Source organism: Burkholderia sp. Ac-20344 (genome assembly GCF_017104975.1).
Taxonomy (GTDB): domain Bacteria; phylum Pseudomonadota; class Gammaproteobacteria; order Burkholderiales; family Burkholderiaceae; genus Burkholderia.
The window spans coordinates 1-19459 of sequence record NZ_JAAGPP010000014.1; the positions used below are offsets into that span (position 1 = coordinate 1).

General features: G+C 66.1%; 8 protein-coding genes. 7 read left to right on the forward strand and 1 reads right to left on the reverse strand.

Annotated features, from left to right (window positions below):
• Positions 1-2896 (forward strand): DUF2339 domain-containing protein (locus G3N64_RS06935; protein ID WP_205783046.1); only part of this gene is annotated, 2896 nt, incomplete at its 5' end.
• A complete protein-coding gene (locus G3N64_RS06940) occupies positions 2893-4239 on the forward strand; it encodes a DUF3999 domain-containing protein (RefSeq protein WP_205783048.1) in 1347 nt (448 codons plus the stop codon). The genes G3N64_RS06935 and G3N64_RS06940, both read left to right, overlap by 4 nt.
• A 265-nt stretch (positions 4240-4504) precedes the next feature.
• Here the strand turns inward: G3N64_RS06940 and G3N64_RS06945 are convergent, their stop codons facing one another.
• Positions 4505-5302: a GNAT family N-acetyltransferase gene (locus tag G3N64_RS06945; RefSeq protein WP_205783050.1), complete on the reverse strand. Its 798-nt coding sequence runs from the start codon at positions 5300-5302 to the stop codon at positions 4505-4507.
• Positions 5303-5583: 281 nt separating this feature from the next.
• On the opposite strand from G3N64_RS06945, the gene G3N64_RS06950 reads away from it, so the two are divergent.
• The 5 genes from G3N64_RS06950 (at position 5584) to G3N64_RS06970 (ending at position 19366) form a co-directional block, all read left to right on the forward strand.
• Positions 5584-5889: an NIPSNAP family protein gene (locus tag G3N64_RS06950; protein WP_021157098.1), complete on the forward strand. Its 306-nt coding sequence runs from the start codon at positions 5584-5586 to the stop codon at positions 5887-5889.
• Positions 5890-6199: 310 nt separating this feature from the next.
• Positions 6200-6850: an NAD(P)H-dependent oxidoreductase gene (locus G3N64_RS06955; protein ID WP_205783052.1), complete on the forward strand. Its 651-nt coding sequence runs from the start codon at positions 6200-6202 to the stop codon at positions 6848-6850.
• A gap of 237 nt (positions 6851-7087) precedes the next feature.
• Positions 7088-7306 carry a hypothetical protein gene (locus G3N64_RS06960; protein WP_006480563.1) on the forward strand — a complete coding sequence of 73 codons (219 nt, stop codon included), beginning with the start codon at positions 7088-7090 and terminating at the stop codon, positions 7304-7306.
• Between the two features lie 94 nt (positions 7307-7400).
• Positions 7401-8303, forward strand: a complete 903-nt coding sequence (locus G3N64_RS06965) for a ferritin-like domain-containing protein (protein ID WP_205783054.1) — start codon at positions 7401-7403, stop codon at positions 8301-8303.
• Between the two features lie 1238 nt (positions 8304-9541).
• Positions 9542-19366, forward strand: a complete 9825-nt coding sequence (locus G3N64_RS06970) for an ESPR-type extended signal peptide-containing protein (RefSeq protein WP_205783160.1) — start codon at positions 9542-9544, stop codon at positions 19364-19366.
• Positions 19367-19459 lie beyond the last annotated feature (93 nt).

A 19459-nucleotide genomic window follows, 5' to 3' on the forward strand; every position in this document is an offset into this window, starting at 1 on the left:
CCCCCGCACGAGCGAAACGCCTGCCGCTCCGGCCCCCGCGCCGTCGATCCCCCCCGCACCGCCCAAACCGCGCGAGCCCGGCATCGCCGAGCGTGCATTCCGCGCCGCACGCGACTGGCTGCTCGGTGGCAACACGGTCGTGCGCGTCGGGATCATCGTGCTGTTCTTCGGTGTCGCGTTCCTGCTCAAGTACGCGGCCGACAACAGCATGTTGCCGATCGAATTCCGCCTCGCGGGCACCGCGCTCGCCGCGGCCGCGCTGCTCGCAATCGGCTGGCGCGTGCGTGCGCGCCGCGCGACATACGGGCTCGTGCTCCAGGGCGGTGGCGTCGGCATCCTGTACCTGACGATCTTCGCCGCGACCAAGCTTTACGCGCTGCTGCCCGTCGGCGCCGCGTTCCCGCTGATGGTCGCGGTATGCGCGCTGAGCGCGTTCCTCGCGGTGCGGCAGAACGCATTGCCGCTCGCGTTCATGGGCAGCGCGGGCGGCTTTCTCGCGCCGGTGCTGCTGTCGACCGGCCAGGGCAACCATGTCGCGCTGTTCAGCTACTACGCACTACTGAACGCAGGCATCTTCGCGATCGCATGGTTCAAGGCCTGGCGTCCGCTGAACCTGCTCGGCTTCGTGTTCACGTTCACGATCGGCTCGGCGTGGGGCGTCACGGCCTACCGCCCGGCGCTGTTCGCGAGCACCGAGCCGTTCCTCATCCTGTTCTTCCTGATGTATGTCGGCATCGCGCTGCTGTATGCGGTGAAACGCGAGCTCGCGCTGCGGCACTACGTGGACGGCACGCTCGTGTTCGGCACGCCGATCGTCGCGACCGCGCTGCAGGCATCGCTCGTGAAGGACATGCCGTTCGGGCTCGCGTGGAGCGCCGTCGCGCTGTCGGCGTTCTACGTCGCGGTCACCGCGTGGCTCGCGCGGCGCCGCGACCGCCTCGCGCTGCTGTTCGAATCCACGCTTGCGCTCGCGGTGATCTTCGCGACGCTGGCGGTACCGCTCGCGTTCTCGGGCCCGACGACCAGCGCCGCGTGGGCGATCGAAGGCGCGGCCGTCGTCTGGCTCGGCGTGCGCGAGAAGCGCATGCTGCGGTTCGGCTTCGGGCTGCTGATGCAGGTTGCCGCGGCCGGCGCGTTCTTCACGAGCCTGCTCGGGCCGGCCGACGCCACCGCGCTGCCCGTGCTCAACGGCCCGACCATCGCGATGCTGCTGATCGCGCTCGCCGGCCTGTTCACCGGCTGGTGGCTGCACGGGCGCGGCGAAGCGCGCGCCTGGCACGCGTGGATGCCCGAGATCGGTGCCGCGGCAGCCGCGTGGGGGCTGCTGTGGTGGGTCAGCGGCGGGCTGCACGAGATCCTCGTCTACGCGAGCCGTCACGTCGACCTGCATGCCGACCGCTTCGTCGTCGATACGACCGCGCTGTTCGCAGCCGGCACCGCGTGGCTCGCGCATGTCGCGCGCCGCCGCCTTGCATGGCCGCTCGCCGAATGGCCCGCGCTCGCATTGACGCCTGTGCTGGCGCTGCTCGCGCTGCGTGCGTTCGATGCGCACGAAGCGCCGCTGTCGGGGATGGGCGCGTTCGCGTGGCCCGTCGCCGTCGGCGCAGGCCTTGCGCTGCTGTGGCGCCAGTCGCGCGGCGCGGCAGGCGTCGAGCCCGCGAACGGCCCAGCGCCCGGCCTCGTGCAAGCCATCGCCGCAGGTATCGTCGCGCCGCTGCATACGCTGATGTTCTGGACCCTGTGCGGGCTGCTGTCGCTCGAAGGCTTCTGGCGCCTGCGCGCGTTCGTGCCCGAAGGCGCGTGGAGCTGGAGCGCATGGGCCTATGGTTTCGGCGCTCTGCTCCTGCTGGTGTCGGGCCCCGGTTCGCGCCTGCGCTGGCCCGTCGCGGCATTCCCGCGTGCGTACCAGGTGTGGGGCGCGGCGCCGCTCGCCGCGCTGCTGTGGCTGTGGAGCATCGCCAGCGTGATCAGCGACGGCAACGCGGCGCCGCTCTTCTGGCTGCCGCTGCTCAACCCGCTCGACGTCGCACAGTTCCTGGTGTTCGTTGCGTTCGCCGTGTGGCTGCGCCGACTGCGGACGCTCGGCGTCGCGTGGCATCCGCGCGTCGCCGACTACGTGGCCATCGCAACCGTGTTCCTGTGGTTCAACGCGCTGATGCTGCGCACGCTGCATCAACGCTTCCACATGGCGTACGACATCGACACCGTGCTGTCGTCGTTCGGCATCCAGCAGGTGTTCATGGTCGGCTGGAGCCTGTTCGCGTTCGCCGGAATGTGGCTGACGCGCCGCGACGGCATCGCCCGCGTGTGCGCGTTCGCGTCGCTGCCGCTGATCGTCGCGATGTGGGTGTGGACCTTCTACGCGAACTTCACGCAGGACGGCGGAAGCTGGGCGCGCGTGCCGCTCCTCAACCCGCTCGACCTCGTGCTCGCGGTCGTCTATGCGCTCGCCGCGTCGTGGTTCGTGCGTGCACGCAAGCTCGGCTGGGCGTTCGGCACCTATCGCGTCGAGCTGCTGAGTGCGGCCGGTGCGACCGCGTTCCTGTGGCTGAACGCGATCCTGCTGCGCACGCTGCATCACTGGGCCGGCGTGCCGTACGCACTCGGCGCGATGGCGGAATCGACGCTCGTGCAGGCGTCGGTGTCCGTGTACTGGACGCTCTGCGCGCTCGCGATCACGATCTGGGCCACGCGCCGCGGGCTGCGTCCGCTGTGGTTCGTCGGCGCCGCGCTGCTCGCGCTCACGGTCGTCAAGCTGTTCCTGTTCGACCTGTCGCACGTGACCGGCATCGAGCGCATCGTGTCGTTCATCGGCATCGGCGTGCTGCTGCTGTTGATCGGCTATTTCTCGCCGCTGCCGCCGAAGGCCGCCACGCAACAGGACGACCAGCCATGAAACGACTCGCCGCCCTGCTCGGACTGAGCCTGCTCGCGTCGTTCGCGGCGGCCGACGGCACGCCGGGTGCCGGGCGCGTCGCGCAGCGCTTCTCGCTCGACCTGGACGGCGCCGCCGCGTATTACCAGCTCACCGTGCCGCAGCCCGTCTATGCGGCGAGCCGGCGCGACGATCTCGGCGACGTGCGGATCTTCAACGGCGCGGGCGAGCCGGTGCCGTATTCGCTCGACGCGCCCGCCGCGGCCGCCGTACCGCCAGAGCGCACGCCGGTGCACTGGTTTCCGCTGCCGCCCGCCCGCGCCGACAACGGCAACGCGCCGCTCGGCGTGACGGTCGGCCCGGACGGCACGCTGCGCGCGGGCGTCGCCGCACCGGTGCGCGCGAAGCACGGCGCGGATCTCGTCGACCTGTCGCATGCGGACGGCGACATCGACGCGTTGCTCGTACACGTCGGCGACGACAGCTACCAGGGGCGTGTCGCCGTCGAAGCCAGCGACGACCTGCGCAGCTGGCGGCTGCTCGGCAGCACACAGTTGCTGAAGGTCGGCCACGGCGACGACATGCTGGTGCAGGAACGCATCGCGCTCGAAGGCGCCGCGCCGCGCTACCTGCGGCTCGACTGGCTCGACGGCACACCCGCGATCGCGTCGATCGATGTCGAGACGCATCCGCGCAACGCACGCGGGACCGACACCGCGTCCGTGCCGCGCCAATGGCGCGACGCCGTGCGCGTGCGGGCCGGCGGCACGCCCGGCGAGTATCTGTTCGACACCGACGGCACGTATCCGGTCGACCGCGTACGCATCGACCTGCCACAGCCGAACACCGTCGCGCGTGCGGCGTTGCAGAGCCGCGCCGACGCGCAGGCGCCGTGGCGCGACGTCGCGGGCGCCGTGCTGTTCCGGCTGCAGGGCAAGGCCGGCGAGCAGCGCAATCCGCCGCTCGAGTTCGCGGCGAACACGGATCGCGCGTGGCGGATCGTCGTCGACATGCGCAACGGCGGATTCGGTGGGGGCCAGCCGGCCGTCGCGATCGGCTGGCATCCGGCCGCACTGACGTTCGTCGCGCGCGGCACGCCGCCGTTTACGCTCGGTGTCGGCGACGCATCGCTCGTGTCGTCGGCCGTGAACCGCGACACATTGCTGGTCGGCATGGCGCCCGAAGTGCGGCCTGCGCGCGTCGGCGCAGCGTTGCCGGTATCGGCGGTCGCGCCGGCCGCCGATACGGACGCGACACGCCGCTACGTGCTGTGGGGCGCGCTGGTCGTCGCGGTCGGCATGCTCGGCACGATTGCATGGCGCCTCGCGAAAGGCAGCGGCGATACGCGCGGCCGCGACGATTAACGCCGCGCGGGCGCTTCGACCTGGCCGCGCAGCGCGGCGATCCACTGGATCGTGGCATGCGGCTTCCGTTTCCACGCAACGATCTTATGAAGGTTCGCGTGAAGATCGCGGCAAACGATCGCGTCGGGGCATAAAAAGCGCGTAAACGTCGGTTTCGCCGCAGCGCGGCGGGGGTGTCTCAAGGGCCGTACACGAGCGGGAGCGCCACACTCCGCTCACATGGCGTTTACGCGGCAAAACAGGAAAAGCAACTTGGGCGCGGCGTTCAGCCGAACGTGTAGCGCCCGTGCTGACGCGGGCGCCACGGCGACGAGCGACAGCTCGCGGCGCCAGCCGCGCGTCGCGCCGCCCAACCTGCGCCACGTCGCACACGCAGGTCGCACAGGTCGCGCCGGGCCAGCGTGGCCACGCGCGACGGCAACGCATGAGCAAGACGCCGCACTGCCGCCACGCGCGCGGCCATGCGCGACGCAGGCGACACGCGGCGCGCGACCTGCGCGACGGGCCGCTTGCAGAGGATCGCGCTGTCGTAGCGCTTGCCGTCGAAGCGCATCACGTCGACGACGTCGAAACCCTGCGCGCCGTAGAACGCCAACAGGTGCGAAGCGGGATGCGGCGTATCGAGTGCGAGCAGCGTATAGCCGCGCGACGCGGCCCACTGCTCGGCGAACGACAGCAACAGCGCGCCGATCCCGCGGCTCTGGCAATCCGGGTCCACCGCCACCTGCCGCACGCTCGCGACACCTTCGCGCCGGTACAGCGAGCACGCCGACGACGGATCGGTCGCATACAGCGTGGCCGTGCCGATCACGCGCCCGCCGCATACGGCGACGTAGCACTCGCCCGCTTCCGCGCGGCGGCGCGTGACGTCCTCGCTCTGGTCGACGCACGTGCAGTTGAGTCCCATCGCACCGAGCCGCGCGAACGCGCGATGCAGCATCGGCGTGAGTTGCGCATAGCTGTCGAAGGCCGGATCGAAACGCCGCACGATCACCCGATCGGCGCACACGACGGGCGGCGCGGCAGGCGTGTGTTCGGCGATCGCGTTCCAGGGTATCGACATTGCCATGCTCCGTGGTTGGGATGCCCGAAGTCTATGAGCGCGCCGGTAGCCCTCGCAAGAAAAAATGTCGTAAAAGTTTGGGGGAAACGCGTGTGGAGAGACGGCGACACCGATGCGTGCCGCGGCTCTGTTTACGTCGTTACCGATGCGTGAAACCGGGCCGATCGTTGTGCGCGCAAGCAATGCCGTTCGCGACGGTATCGCATGCCGACACGCGTGTCGTTGACACATGCGGCGACGCCCTCCAGACTCGCCGGATCCTCCCCGCACCGAGCGCGCTCATGATCACCTGCTTCCTTCGCTACGTCATCGATCCGTACAAGCTCGACCAGTTCGAAACCTACGGCAAGATGTGGATTCCGCTCGTCGAACAGTTCGGCGGCACGCATCACGGCTACTTCCTGCCGTCCGAAGGGGCGAACAACATCGCGCTTGCGATGTTCTCGTTCCCGAGCCTCGCCGAATACGAGCGCTACCGCGAACGCTCGATGGACGATCCGGCCTGCCAGGCCGCGTTCCGCTATGCCGAGGAAACGCGCTGCATCGTCAGCTACGAGCGCAGCTTCTTCCGGCCGGTGTTCGAGTAACGGGCAAGGCCCGGCGCATCGCGCCCCTTTTTTCCGACCGGGACGAAAAAAAGCCCCGCCTGCATCCGCGCGGCGGGGCCAACCCATGTCAGTAGAGACATCAAGGAGGAGACGGGCCCATCTTATCGACCACGGCCCGCCGTCCCAACCAAGCATTTCTGCTATCGATCTGGGCGGCCGCGCACACGATTGCCCCTGCCGCGCGGCATATCGATAGAACGAAAAGTCGTTTTCAGAGTGGCGGCGGGGTCGTTACCATCTGGTTTTAAGCCTGTGCTTAGCCGGGCAAGCCATCCCCAAGGAGCGCCCCTTGACTGCATTCGATCAACACCGCCGCCCGTTCGTCGTCGGCATTGGCGGTACCACCCGGGCAGCGTCGTCGACCGAACGCGCGCTGTCGTTCGCGTTGCGCGGTGCGCAGGCGGCCGGCGCACGCACGCGCCTGTTCGACGGCCCGTTCCTGCATACGCTGCCGCACTACGCGCCCGAACACAAAACGCTCACCGACGCGCAGCGCGAACTGATCGACGCCGTGCGCCAGGCCGACGCAATCATCATCGCGACGCCCGGCTATCACGGCGGCGTCTCCGGCCTCGTGAAGAACGCGCTCGACACGCTCGAGGAACTGCGCGCGGACGATCGCCCGTATCTCGACGGGCGTGCGGTCGGCCTGATCGTCACCGCCTACGGCTGGCAGGCGGCCGGCACCGTGCTGACGTCGCTGCGTTCGATCGTGCATGCGCTGCGCGGCTGGCCGACGCCGTTCGGCGCGACCGTGAATACGCTCGAAACGCGCTTCGAGAGCGCCGACAGCTGCTCGGATCCGAAGGTCGTCGCCCAGCTCGAGACGGTCGGCACGCAAGCGGCCGAGTTCGCGCTCGCGTTCGCATCGCACCGTGCGACCTCGCATGCGGCATCGGTCGACGCGCTCGCGCCCGTGCTGAAGATCGCCAACCAGTAATCTCCCCGCCTTCCGCCGCCCGCGCCCGGCCGACCCTGTTCGCCGGCGCGGGCGGCGCACATTCGGACGAGCGGCCACGCGCCGTGCACGCCGATCCCTCTTCCCGGTTGCCGCTTCCCCGCCTCCCCGCGCCGATAACGATTCGGCCCGCCGCGTGATTTGCATTGGCCGAAAGATTGGTTCACGTAACCGGCAGGTTTTCGTACGCTGAAAGTCCGAACTTTCTCCGTGCACGCCATGAACCGTACGATCCGCTACAAGGGCTATGAAGTCGCTCCCGCCGCCGCCCGGTTGCCGAACGGGCTGTTCGCCGCCAACCTGACGATCGAACGGGCGAGCGGCGGGCCGTCGCCGCGCTCCGTGTCGTTCGACGCGATCGACTTCTTCTTCGAGGAAGAGCACGCGCTTGCCTACGCGTCGCGCTGGGGCCGCCTCTGGGTCGACACGAACGCGTGACCCCACCTGGCCGGCGCGCCCATGGCCGCTTGAAAATACGCGATTACGGAAGCTATGCAAGAATCTTTCGATCCGCAATCGCATAACAACAGCCATGAGTGACACGCTGCAGGAAGAGCACGCAGCCGCAGATCACGCAATGCGCAACTGGACCTTCGAGACGCAAGGTCCGGTCCGGATCGGTTCCGATGCGCACAAGCAGATGTTCTGTCGCATGCTGCTCGACACACACAACCCGTACAAGCCGGCCGTGATCGACTGGCCCGCCCTCAAGCCCGCCGAACTCAAACGGCTCACGTCGCTGCCGATCTGGGACATCGCGGTGCAGACCGAAGGCCGCGCATCGATCCGCGTGGCAACCTATGCGGCGACGATCGGCGATCCGCTGCTGCGCAGCGCGCTCGAGATGGACGGCGGCGAGGAAGCGCGCCACAAGGTCGTGCTGTCGAAGCTCGTCGAGGCATACGGCATCCGGCTCGCCCCCGAGCCGCCCTACCCCGCGCCGAAAGATCCCGAGTGGTCATGGATGGTCACGGGCTTCAGCGAATGCATCGACAGCTTCTTCGCGTTCGGCCTGTTCCGTTCCGCGCAGCGCTCCGGCTACTTCCCGCCCGAACTCGTCGACACCTTCGAGCCCGTGATCCAGGAAGAAGGCCGTCATATCCTGTTCTTCGTGAACTGGTACGCGTGGTACTGGCGCAGTCTGCCGTGGTGGCGCCGGCCCTGGTTCTTCGCGCGGGTCGCGGCCGTGTGGGTGCATCTGATCCGGGAACGCATCGGCATCGCGCGCGGCATCGACTCCGACGGCGTCGCGCGTGACGCGAACTTCCCCGCGACCGGCACCGCCGACATCGGCGACGCACTGAACCCGCGCGAACTGATCGAACTGTGTCTCGCCGAGAACGATCGGCGGATGGCCGGCTACGACACGCGCCTGCTGCGCCCGATGTTCGTGCCGCGCATGGCGCGGCTCGCGCTGCGGTTTCTCAAGAAATAAGGAAGCCGTTCCGGGTAAAGGCCCGGTTGCCCGGTTGTCACGTCGGGCGACCGGGCATTGCCCCTCGACGATCGAAACGCCAGGGGAAGCCGAATTCCGCCCGGATCCGGCCGCGGGCAATCACATCGTCCGCATCCGGGTGCGCAGCAGCGCGATACGCAGCGATCGACGCATCCGTTCCGTACCGCGCGCCCCGTGCCCCGCGTCCCGCGTCCCGTTCGAACCTCGATGCGCGTTCGTCGCACTTGCACGGCGAACCGCATCACTTGGACAGTCCTGCCCACCGCCCGCTCGAAGTCGCCCGTTCGCATACGGTGAGGGACCTCACCGACCCGCATCCGCCTGCCGGATGTGGCGCATCCGACACATTTATTCCCGCCCTTTTTTCTTCGGCGCTTCGGCACGTGCGGACAAATTGTCACACCCAGGATTTGACGATTCATGAACGTCGCCGCCGACGTCCGCCGGCCTCTTCAACAACCTGTCGCCAGCAGACGTGCAGGTGAAGCAGGTCACGCCTCCCTGACGGATTCGCCCCTCTTCGAATCTCGCTCTATTGTCACAATTAACGAAATAGTCAATAGGACAAATTCGAAAGAAGAATGATGACGGCCCAGCCCACCGCCCCGTAGCACTTTTTTACAAATTCGACGAGCCAACCGGCCCGGAACGCCCGTCGCGCGGGCCCTCGCAGCGAACGAGATGCGCAAATCAGCATAGCCCGATGTTCGTAATTTCAAATTAAATCGACTTTAAGATAATCAAACAAAAAAGCACAAAATCCAAATACAAATCATGAATTAACAAGTTAACAAGATAGTGACCATATTATCAATCAGCGCACCAAAAATCATTACATAATTGTAAGAAACACTCATCTCGCAAACGTTTGCTATTTCATTTGTCTTACCATTTGGCCACTTTCGTGTGTAATCCTCCGCACAAAACAAACGCAGCTCGTTGATTTTTATACACAAAATAGCCAATCAACACGCAGGCCGGAATCATACATTAAGCATTCTTTCACCTTTCAAACATATTCTTATTCGACGCGTCAAAACACCATCCATTAACCATCCTTTAACTTTACAAACCCGCTATTTATCACTTTTTGTCAATCTAGAAAATCCCCCTCCAATAAACTCCGCCCATCAATTTTGAGATTCGCGCGAGCGCACGGAGTATTCCTCTAACAAAAGAGACCGGTGTGTGGCGTGCACATTTGGAGGCAGTAGGACATGAATCGCACATACCGCTCGATCTGGAACGAAGCCCTTGGCGCGTGGGTCGCCGCGTCGGAACACGATTCGGCACGGGGCAAGCCGAACAAGTCGGCTGTCGTGGTCGCCGTCGCCGCGGCGCTGGCGGTCGCGATGCCTTCGCTCGCGAGCGCGGCGACCTACATACCCGGAACCGTCAACGGGTTCGGGCAATTCTCGGTGTCTAGCTGCACGTCCGTGAGCGGCAGTACCGCTGCCGGTCGAACGACGATGGGCGATACGAACGCCTATCCCACCGACGGTTCAGGCACGTGGTCGACCGTGACGGGCTGTAACGCGTCCGGCGGCAACAACCTCGCCGCGACGGTTTACGGCACGTACGCTCAGGTAACCGGCAAGGGCGGCACCGCTCAGGGCTTCCTCAGCTCAGCCGCCATGTGGGGCACCGCCGCAGGCCTCGAAACGACCGCGAGCGGTATCGGCTCGACTGCGCTGGGCTTCGGCTCAACCGCAAACGCACTGAATTCCGTCGCGATCGGTGGCGCTGGCGGCAACGGCACGACACCGCTGTCGTATGCGAATTCCACCATTGCATCCGGAGCGGGCTCGGTCGCAATCGGCAGCAATGCAACGAAGGGCGCGCAGTCGGCTGCGTCGGACGGCATCGCCATCGGCGGGCAGTCGTCCGTCGCATCGAGCGCCACGTCGGGGATCGCAGTCGGCCGCGGCGCGACCGTCAATGGCGCGTACGGCATCGCGCAAGGCGACGGTGTCACCTCCGGCGCGACGGGCCAGAACGTGGCAATCGGTTCGTCCGGCACCACCGCGAACAGCGCCACGGCAGGCGGCGGCGCGGTCGCTATCGGCCGAGGCCAGGTGGCAAACGGCGACGGCGCCGTTGCGATCGGCGATCCGAACAGCGCAACCGGCACGGGTGCGCTGGCGATCGGTGCAAACAACACGTCGAGCGGTTCCGGCGCCCTCGCGCTCGGCAACGGCAACTCGGCAACCGGTACGGGCTCCGTCGCACTGGGCAACAGCAGCACGGCGACCAACAGCTCGGTTGCAATCGGCAGCTCCGCAAACGCGACCGGCACGAACGGCGCGGTTGCAATCGGCAACTCGGCAACCGCGACGGGCATTGGCGCGATTGCGCTCGGCACCGTCGGCAGCTTCGCCGCCACCACGCGGGCGACAGGCGCGGACGCGATCGCGCTTGGCAACGGCTCGACGGCCAGCGGCGCCTCCGGTTCGGTCGCCGTCGGCTCCGCCGCCGTGGCCTCGAACAACTATGCGACGGCCTTCGGCTCGAACTCGACTGCGTCGGGTTCCGGCTCGGTCGCGTTCGCACAGAACGCCAATGCGTCGGCCTCGAATGCCATCGCCATCGGCGTCGGCTCGACCGCGAACGTCGCGAATTCGATCGCCCTCGGCAGCAGCTCGGTGACGAACAGCACCGCGTCGGCGACGACTGCCGGCAACACCGCCGTCAGCAGCACCACGATCGGTGGCCAGACGTTCGGCACCTACCAGGCCGCGACGCCGACGGGCGGCATTGTCAGCGTCGGCCAGCCGAATGCGGAACGCCGCATTCAGAACGTCGCGGCAGGCCTCGTCAGCGGGACCAGCACCGACGCCATCAACGGCAGCCAGCTCTACGCGGTTGCAAGCACGACGACGTCGAGCATCACGAGCCTGTCGACGTCGACGTCGACGGGGCTGTCGTCGGCTAACAGCTCGATCGCGTCGCTGTCCACGTCGACTTCGACCGGTATCAACTCGCTGTCCACCGGCATCAGTTCGGCCAACAGCTCGGTTGCTTCGCTCTCGACTTCCACGTCGACGGGGTTGTCGTCGGCTAATAGCTCGATCACGTCGCTGTCCACGTCGACTTCGACCGGTATCAACTCGCTGTCCACCGGCATCAGCTCGGCTAACAGCTCGGTTGCTTCGCTGTCGACTTCCACGTCGACGGGGTTGTCGTCGGCTAATAGCTCGATCACTTCGCTGTCCACGTCGACCTCGACCGGCATCAACTCGCTGTCCACTGGTATCAGTTCGGCCAACAGCTCGGTTGCTTCGCTGTCGACTTCCACGTCGACGGGGTTGTCGTCGGCTAATAGCTCGATCACGTCGTTGTCGACCTCGACCTCGACCGGCATCAATTCGCTGTCCACTGGCATCAGCTCGGCCAACAGCTCGGTTGCCTCGCTCTCGACTTCCACGTCGACGGGCCTGTCGTCGGCTAACAGCTCGATCACGTCGTTGTCCACGTCGACCTCAACCGGCATCAACTCGCTGTCCACTGGTATCAGCTCAGCCAACAGCTCGGTTGCTTCGCTCTCGACTTCCACGTCGACCGGTCTGTCGTCCGCCAATAGCTCGATCACGTCGCTGTCCACGTCGACCTCGACCGGCATCAACTCGCTGTCCACCGGCATCAGTTCGGCCAACAGCTCGGTCCTGTCGCTGTCCACGTCGACCTCGACCGGCCTCTCGTCGGCAAACAGCTCGATCGGCTCGCTGTCCACCGGCCTGAGCACGGTCACGGTCAAGACGGACAACCTCGGCACCAGCACGGCGTCGGCGCTCGGCGGCGGTTCCACGTACGATCCGACGACGGGCAAAGTCTCGGCGCCGGCGTACACCACGTACAACTCGAACGGCACGACGTCGACCGCCAACAGCGTCGGCTCGGCGATCGACAACATCAACAGCCAGGGCATCAAGTACTTCCACGCGAACTCGACCGGCGCCGACAGCACCGCGACCGGCACCGACGCCGTCGCCATCGGCATGGGCGCCATCGCCGGCACCAATAATTCCGTTGCACTCGGCGCCGGCTCGCAGACGGCCCCGGCCGTTGCCACGAGCAGCGCGACCGTCGGCGGCGTCACGTTCGGCGGATTTGCCGGCACGTCACCGGTCGGCACCGTTAGCGTCGGTAGCCACAACAACGAGCGACAAATCACCAATGTCGCCGCCGGTCAGGTAACGTCGACCAGCACCGACGCGATCAACGGCAGCCAGCTCTATTCGGTCGCCGAACAGGTTAATACAGCGACCAGCGCCATTTCGTCGCTGTCCACTTCGACGTCGACGGGCCTGTCGACGGCCAACAGCTCGATCACGTCGCTGTCGACCTCGACCTCGACCGGCCTGTCGTCGGCAAACAGCTCGATCACGTCGTTGTCCACGTCGACCTCGACCGGCCTCTCGTCCGCGAACAGCTCGATCACGTCGTTGTCGACTTCGAGCTCGACGGGTCTGTCGTCGGCTAACAGCTCGATCACGTCGTTGTCGACCTCGACGTCGACGGGCCTGTCGTCGGCAAACAGCTCGATCACGTCGTTGTCGACCTCGACCTCGACGGGCCTGTCGTCGGCAAACAGCTCGATCACGTCGTTGTCGACCTCGACGTCGACGGGTCTGTCGTCTGCGAACAGCTCGATCACGTCGTTGTCGACCTCGACGTCGACGGGTCTGTCGTCTGCGAACAGCTCGATCACGTCGTTGTCGACCTCGACGTCGACGGGTCTGTCGTCCGCGAACAGCTCGATCACGTCGCTGTCCACCTCGACCTCGACGGGCCTCTCGTCGGCGAACAGCTCGATCACCTCGTTGTCGACTTCGACTTCGACGGGCCTGTCGACGGCCAACAGCTCGATCACGTCGTTGTCGACTTCGACCTCGACGGGCCTGTCGTCGGCAAACAGCTCGATCACGTCGTTGTCGACCTCGACGTCGACCGGCCTGTCGACGGCCAACAGCTCGATCACGTCGCTGTCGACCTCAACCTCGACGGGCCTCTCTTCGGCGAACAGCTCGATCACGTCGCTGTCCACGTCGACCTCGACGGGCCTCTCGTCGGCGAACAGCTCGATCACCTCGTTGTCGACTTCGACTTCGACGGGCCTGTCGACGGCCAACAGCTCGATCACGTCGTTGTCGACTTCGACCTCGACGGGCCTGTCGTCCGCGAACAGCTCGATCACCTCGTTGTCGACTTCGACTTCGACGGGCCTGTCGACGGCCAACAGCTCGATCACGTCGCTGTCGACCTCCACGTCGACCGGCCTGTCGTCGGCCAACAGCTCGATCACCTCGTTGTCGACTTCGACCTCGACGGGTCTGTCGTCGGCCAACAGCTCGATCACGTCGCTGTCGACCTCGACGTCGACGGGTCTGTCGTCCGCAAACAGCTCGATCACATCGCTCTCGACCTCCACCTCGACGGGCCTGTCGACGGCCAACAGCTCGATCACGTCGTTGTCGACTTCGACTTCGACGGGCCTGTCGTCCGCGAACAGTTCCATCACGTCGTTGTCGACTTCGACCTCGACGGGCCTGTCGTCGGCAAACAGCTCGATCACCTCGTTGTCGACCTCGACCTCGACCGGCCTGTCGTCGGCAAACAGCTCGATCACGTCGCTGTCGACCTCGACGTCGACGGGTCTGTCGTCCGCAAACAGCTCGATCACCTCGTTGTCGACCTCGACCTCGACCGGCCTGTCCTCGGCTAACAGCTCGATTGGTTCGCTGTCGACCTCGACGTCGACCGGCATCAATTCGCTGTCCACCGGCATCAGCTCGGCCAACAGCTCGGTTGCTTCGCTCTCGACTTCCACGTCGACCGGCCTGTCGTCGGCCAATAGCTCGATCACGTCGCTGTCCACGTCGACCTCGACCGGCATCAACTCGCTGTCCACCGGTATCAGTTCGGCCAACAGCTCGGTTGCTTCGCTCTCGACCTCCACGTCGACCGGTCTGTCCTCGGCGAATAGCTCGATCACCTCGCTGTCGACTTCAACCTCGACCGGCATCAGCTCACTGTCCACCGGACTGAGCACCACGAACAGCTCGGTGACATCGCTGTCCACGTCGACCTCCACCGCGATCAACGCCGCGAAGACGCACTACTACAGCGTCAACGACAACGGCGTGCAGCAAGGCAACTACAACAACGACGGCGCAACCGGCCGCAACTCGCTCGCGGCAGGCACCAACGCAAGCGCGGGTGGCGCCCAAAGCATCGCCATCGGCGATAAGGCCACGGCCGCGACGGATGCCTCCATCAGCATCGGCGCGGCGGCCGGCCAGGGAAGCAGCGGCTCGTACAACGTCGCCGTTGGCGCGGCCACCGGTCAGAACACGGCCGGCACCGGCAACACGGCCGTCGGCAACACGGCTGGCATCTCGGTAACCGGCGATTACAACGCGGGCCTGGGCGTTGGCGCTGGCACCTATGTCAACGGTTCCTACAACACCTCGGCGGGTTACTACGCCGGAACCTCGACGACCGGCACCGGTAACTCGGCGTTCGGCACCTACGCGGGTGCGGGCACCACCGGGAACAACAACGTCGCGATGGGCAATCAGGCCGGCGCGGGAATCTCGGCCAACGATACGGTCAGCATCGGCAGCAGCGCCGTAGCGGGTGCGCAAAGCGGCGACGTCGCGCTGGGTAGCAACTCGGTCACGAAAACGGTGGTAGGCACTGCCGGTGCGACCATCAATGGCACGGCCTACAGCTTCGCGGGTACGTCGCCGACCAGCACCGTCAGCGTAGGCAACGCGGGCGCCGAGCGGACGATCACCAACGTCGCGGCAGGCCGCATCAGCGGAAGCAGCACGGACGCCATCAACGGCTCCCAGCTCTACGCGACCAATCAGGCAATCGAGGCTACCGGCTCGGGACTCGCAAGCCTGTCCACGTCCACGTCCACGGGTTTGTCGTCCGCCAACAGCTCGATCACGTCGCTGTCCACCTCGACCTCCACGGGTCTGTCGTCGGCCAACAGCTCGATCGATTCGCTCTCGACCTCGACCTCGACGGGTCTGTCGTCGGCCAATAGCTCGATCACCTCGCTGTCGACTTCGACGTCGACGGGGCTGTCGTCCGCGAATAGCTCGATCACGTCACTGTCGACCTCGACGTCGACGGGCCTCTCGTCGGCCAACAGCTCGATCACGTCGCTGTCGACCTCGACCTCGACGGGGCTGTCGTCGGCGAACAGCTCGATCACGTCGTTGTCGACTTCCACCTCGACGGGTCTGTCGTCGGCAAACAGCTCGATCGATTCGCTGTCGACCTCGACGTCGACCGGTCTCTCGTCGGCCAACAGCTCGATCACGTCGCTCTCGACCTCGACCTCGACCGGTCTGTCCTCGGCTAACAGCTCGATCACCTCGCTCTCGACCTCGACGTCGACCGGTCTGTCCTCGGCCAACAGCTCGATCACCTCGCTGTCGACTTCGACGTCGACGGGTCTGTCGTCCGCGAATAGCTCGATCACGTCACTGTCGACCTCGACGTCGACGGGGCTGTCGTCGGCGAACAGCTCGATCACCTCGCTGTCGACTTCCACCTCGACCGGCCTGTCGTCGGCCAACAGCTCGATCACCTCGCTGTCGACTTCCACCTCGACCGGCCTGTCGTCGGCCAATAGCTCGATCACGTCGCTCTCGACTTCGACGTCGACGGGTCTGTCGTCGGCCAATAGCTCGATCACCTCGCTGTCGACTTCGACATCGACGGGTCTGTCGTCCGCGAATAGCTCGATCACGTCGCTCTCGACCTCGACCTCGACCGGCCTGTCCTCGGCTAATAGCTCGATTACGTCGCTGTCCACCTCGACCTCGACCGGTCTGTCCTCGGCGAACAGCTCGATCACGTCGCTCTCGACTTCGACGTCGACGGGGCTGTCGACGGCCAACAGCTCGATCACCTCGCTCTCGACCTCGACGTCGACGGGTCTCTCGTCGGCCAATAGCTCGATCGATTCGCTGTCGACTTCGACGTCGACGGGGCTGTCGACGGCCAACAGCTCGATCACCTCGCTCTCGACCTCGACGTCGACGGGTCTCTCGTCGGCCAATAGCTCGATCGATTCGCTGTCGACTTCGACGTCGACGGGGCTGTCGTCGGCGAACAGCTCGATCACCTCGCTGTCGACTTCCACGTCGACGGGTCTGTCGTCCGCGAATAGCTCGATCACGTCGCTGTCGACTTCGACGTCGACGGGCCTCTCGTCGGCCAACAGCTCGATCACCTCGCTCTCGACCTCGACCTCGACGGGCCTGTCGTCAGCCAATAGCTCGATCACGTCGCTGTCGACTTCGACGTCGACGGGGCTGTCGTCGGCGAACAGCTCGATCACCTCGCTGTCGACTTCCACGTCGACGGGTCTGTCGTCCGCGAATAGCTCGATCACGTCACTGTCGACCTCGACGTCGACGGGGCTGTCGTCGGCGAATAGCTCGATCACCTCGCTGTCGACTTCCACCTCGACCGGCCTGTCGTCGGCCAACAGCTCGATCACCTCGCTCTCGACTTCGACGTCGACGGGTCTGTCGTCCGCGAATAGCTCGATCACGTCGCTGTCGACCTCGACCTCGACGGGGCTGTCGTCGGCCAATAGCTCGATCACCTCGCTCTCGACTTCGACGTCGACGGGTCTGTCGTCCGCGAACAGCTCGATCGATTCGCTGTCGACCTCGACGTCGACCGGTCTGTCCTCGGCCAACAGCTCAATCACCTCGCTCTCGACTTCGACGTCGACGGGTCTGTCCTCGGCCAACAGCTCGATCACCTCGCTGTCGACTTCGACCTCGACCGGTCTGTCCTCGGCCAACAGCTCGATCACCTCGCTCTCGACCTCGACGTCGACCGGTCTGTCGACGGCCAACAGCTCGATCACGTCGCTGTCGACCTCGACCTCGACTGGGCTGTCGTCGGCCAACAGCTCGATCACGTCGCTGTCGACCTCGACCTCCACGGGCCTCTCGTCGGCCAACAGCTCGATCACGTCGCTGTCGACTTCGACGTCGACGGGGCTGTCGACGGCCAACAGCTCGATCACGTCGCTGTCGACCTCGACCTCCACGGGCCTGTCGTCCGCAAACAGCTCGATCACGTCGTTGTCGACCTCGACGTCGACCGGTCTGTCGACGGCCAACAGCTCGATCGATTCGCTGTCGACCTCGACGTCGACCGGTCTGTCCTCGGCCAACAGCTCGATCACCTCGCTGTCGACTTCGACCTCGACTGGCATCGGCTCACTGTCCACCGGCCTGAGCAGCACGAACAGCACGATCCTGTCGCTGTCCACGTCGACGTCGACCGGCATCGGCTCGCTGTCCACCGGCCTGAGCAGCACGAACAGCTCGGTGACGTCGCTGTCGACCTCGACCTCGACCGCGATCAACGCCGCGAAGACGCACTACTACAGCGTCAACGACAACGGCGTGCAGCAAAGCAACTACGCCAACGACGGCGCAACGGGCACCAACGCCCTCGCGGCCGGCGTGAACGCCAGCGCAGCCGGCGCGAGCAGCGTCGCAGTCGGCGACGGCTCGAACGCGCAGTCGGCAGGCGCGGTCGCGATCGGCCAGAACGCATCGGCAACGGGCGGCAAGGCCGTGTCGATCGGCTCCGGCAACACGGCTAGCGGCGACGGCGCGGTGGCGATCGGCGACCCGAGCATCGCAACGGGTACCGGCGCGGTGGCGATGGGCGCGAACGACACGGCGACCGGCAACGGCGCAGTGGCGCTCGGCAACGCGAACACGGCAAACGGCGCCAGCGCGCTCGCCCTCGGCAGCTCGAACCAGGCCACCGCGGACAACACGATCGCGCTCGGCAACCAGGCCACGGCAAGCGCCACCGGCGCGCAAGCCTACGGCTCGGCTGCCAAGGCCACGGCCGCCGACGCGCTCGCCTTCGGCACGAACGCGCAAGCGAACGTCGCGAACTCGATCGCACTCGGCGCCAACTCGGTCACCGCCGCGGCAGTCGGCACCTCGAGCGCCACGATCGGCGGCGTCACGTACCCCTTCGCAGGCAACGCGCCGGTTGGCGTGGTCAGCGTCGGCGCACCGGGCCAGGAACGCCAGATCACGAACGTCGCCGCCGGCCGGATCTCGGCCAGCAGCACGGACGCGATCAACGGCAGCCAGTTGAACGCGACGAACAACGCGATCAACACCCTGTCGACGTCGACCGCGTCGAACGTCGCATCGCTGTCGACGGGCATCAACTCGCTGTCCACCGGCCTGAGCAGCACGAACAGCTCGGTGACGTCGCTGTCCACGTCGACCTCGACCGCGATCAACTCGCTGTCGACGGGCCTGAGCACGACGAACAGCAACGTCAACTCGCTGTCGACGTCGACGTCGACCGGTATCGGCTCGCTGTCCACCGGCCTGAGCACGACGAACAGCAACGTGGCCTCGCTGTCAACCGGCGTGAACAACATCAACAACACGTTGAACTCGCTGTCGACGACGATCAACAACAACACGACGCGCGCCGTCAACAACAACGGCGTCGCCGCCGACCTGAACGGCAAGGGCAACGATCTTCCGATCGTCACCGCAGGTTCGAACTCGGTGGCGATCGGCGCAGGCTCCAACGACGGCGGCCGCTCGAACGTGGTGTCGGTCGGCAGCGACCAGCAGCAGCGCCAGATCACGAACGTCGCGCCGGGTACGCAAGGCACCGACGCGGTGAACGTGAACCAGCTGACGCAGGTGCAGACGACGCTGTCGACGGCACTGTCGGGCCAGCAGGCGCAGATCAACTCGCTGGGCTCGCAGTTGCAGCAGACCGACCAGATGGCGAAGCAGGGTATTGCGGCCGTCGGCGCGATGGCGTCGATCCCGCAGCTCGATCGCGACGCCAACTTCGGGATGGGTATCGGCACGTCGACCTTCCTCGGCCAGAAGGCGATGGCGGTCAACATGCAGGCCCGCATCACGGAGAACCTGAAGGCGTCGATCAACGGCGGCTTCAGCGGCGGTCAGAAGGTGATCGGCGCCGGCATGCTGTACCAGTGGAAGTAACGCGTCGCGCCGCCAGCGCCGCCCGGCTCGCCAGCCGGACGGCCCGCGGCGGCCCCGACGGCCGGACGAGCCCGCCGCGCCACCCGTGGCGGG

Excerpts from the sequence above, each read along its gene's own strand:
- G3N64_RS06940 (WP_205783048.1), top strand. The coding sequence starts at position 2,893 with ATGAAACGACTCGCCGCCCTGCTCGGACTGAGCCTGCTCGCGTCGTTC.
- G3N64_RS06945 (WP_205783050.1), bottom strand. The coding sequence starts at position 5,302 with ATGTCGATACCCTGGAACGCGATCGCCGAACACACGCCTGCCGCGCCG.
- G3N64_RS06950 (WP_021157098.1), top strand. The coding sequence starts at position 5,584 with ATGATCACCTGCTTCCTTCGCTACGTCATCGATCCGTACAAGCTCGAC.
- G3N64_RS06960 (WP_006480563.1), top strand. The coding sequence starts at position 7,088 with ATGAACCGTACGATCCGCTACAAGGGCTATGAAGTCGCTCCCGCCGCC.
- G3N64_RS06965 (WP_205783054.1), top strand. The coding sequence starts at position 7,401 with ATGAGTGACACGCTGCAGGAAGAGCACGCAGCCGCAGATCACGCAATG.
- G3N64_RS06970 (WP_205783160.1), top strand. The coding sequence starts at position 9,542 with ATGAATCGCACATACCGCTCGATCTGGAACGAAGCCCTTGGCGCGTGG.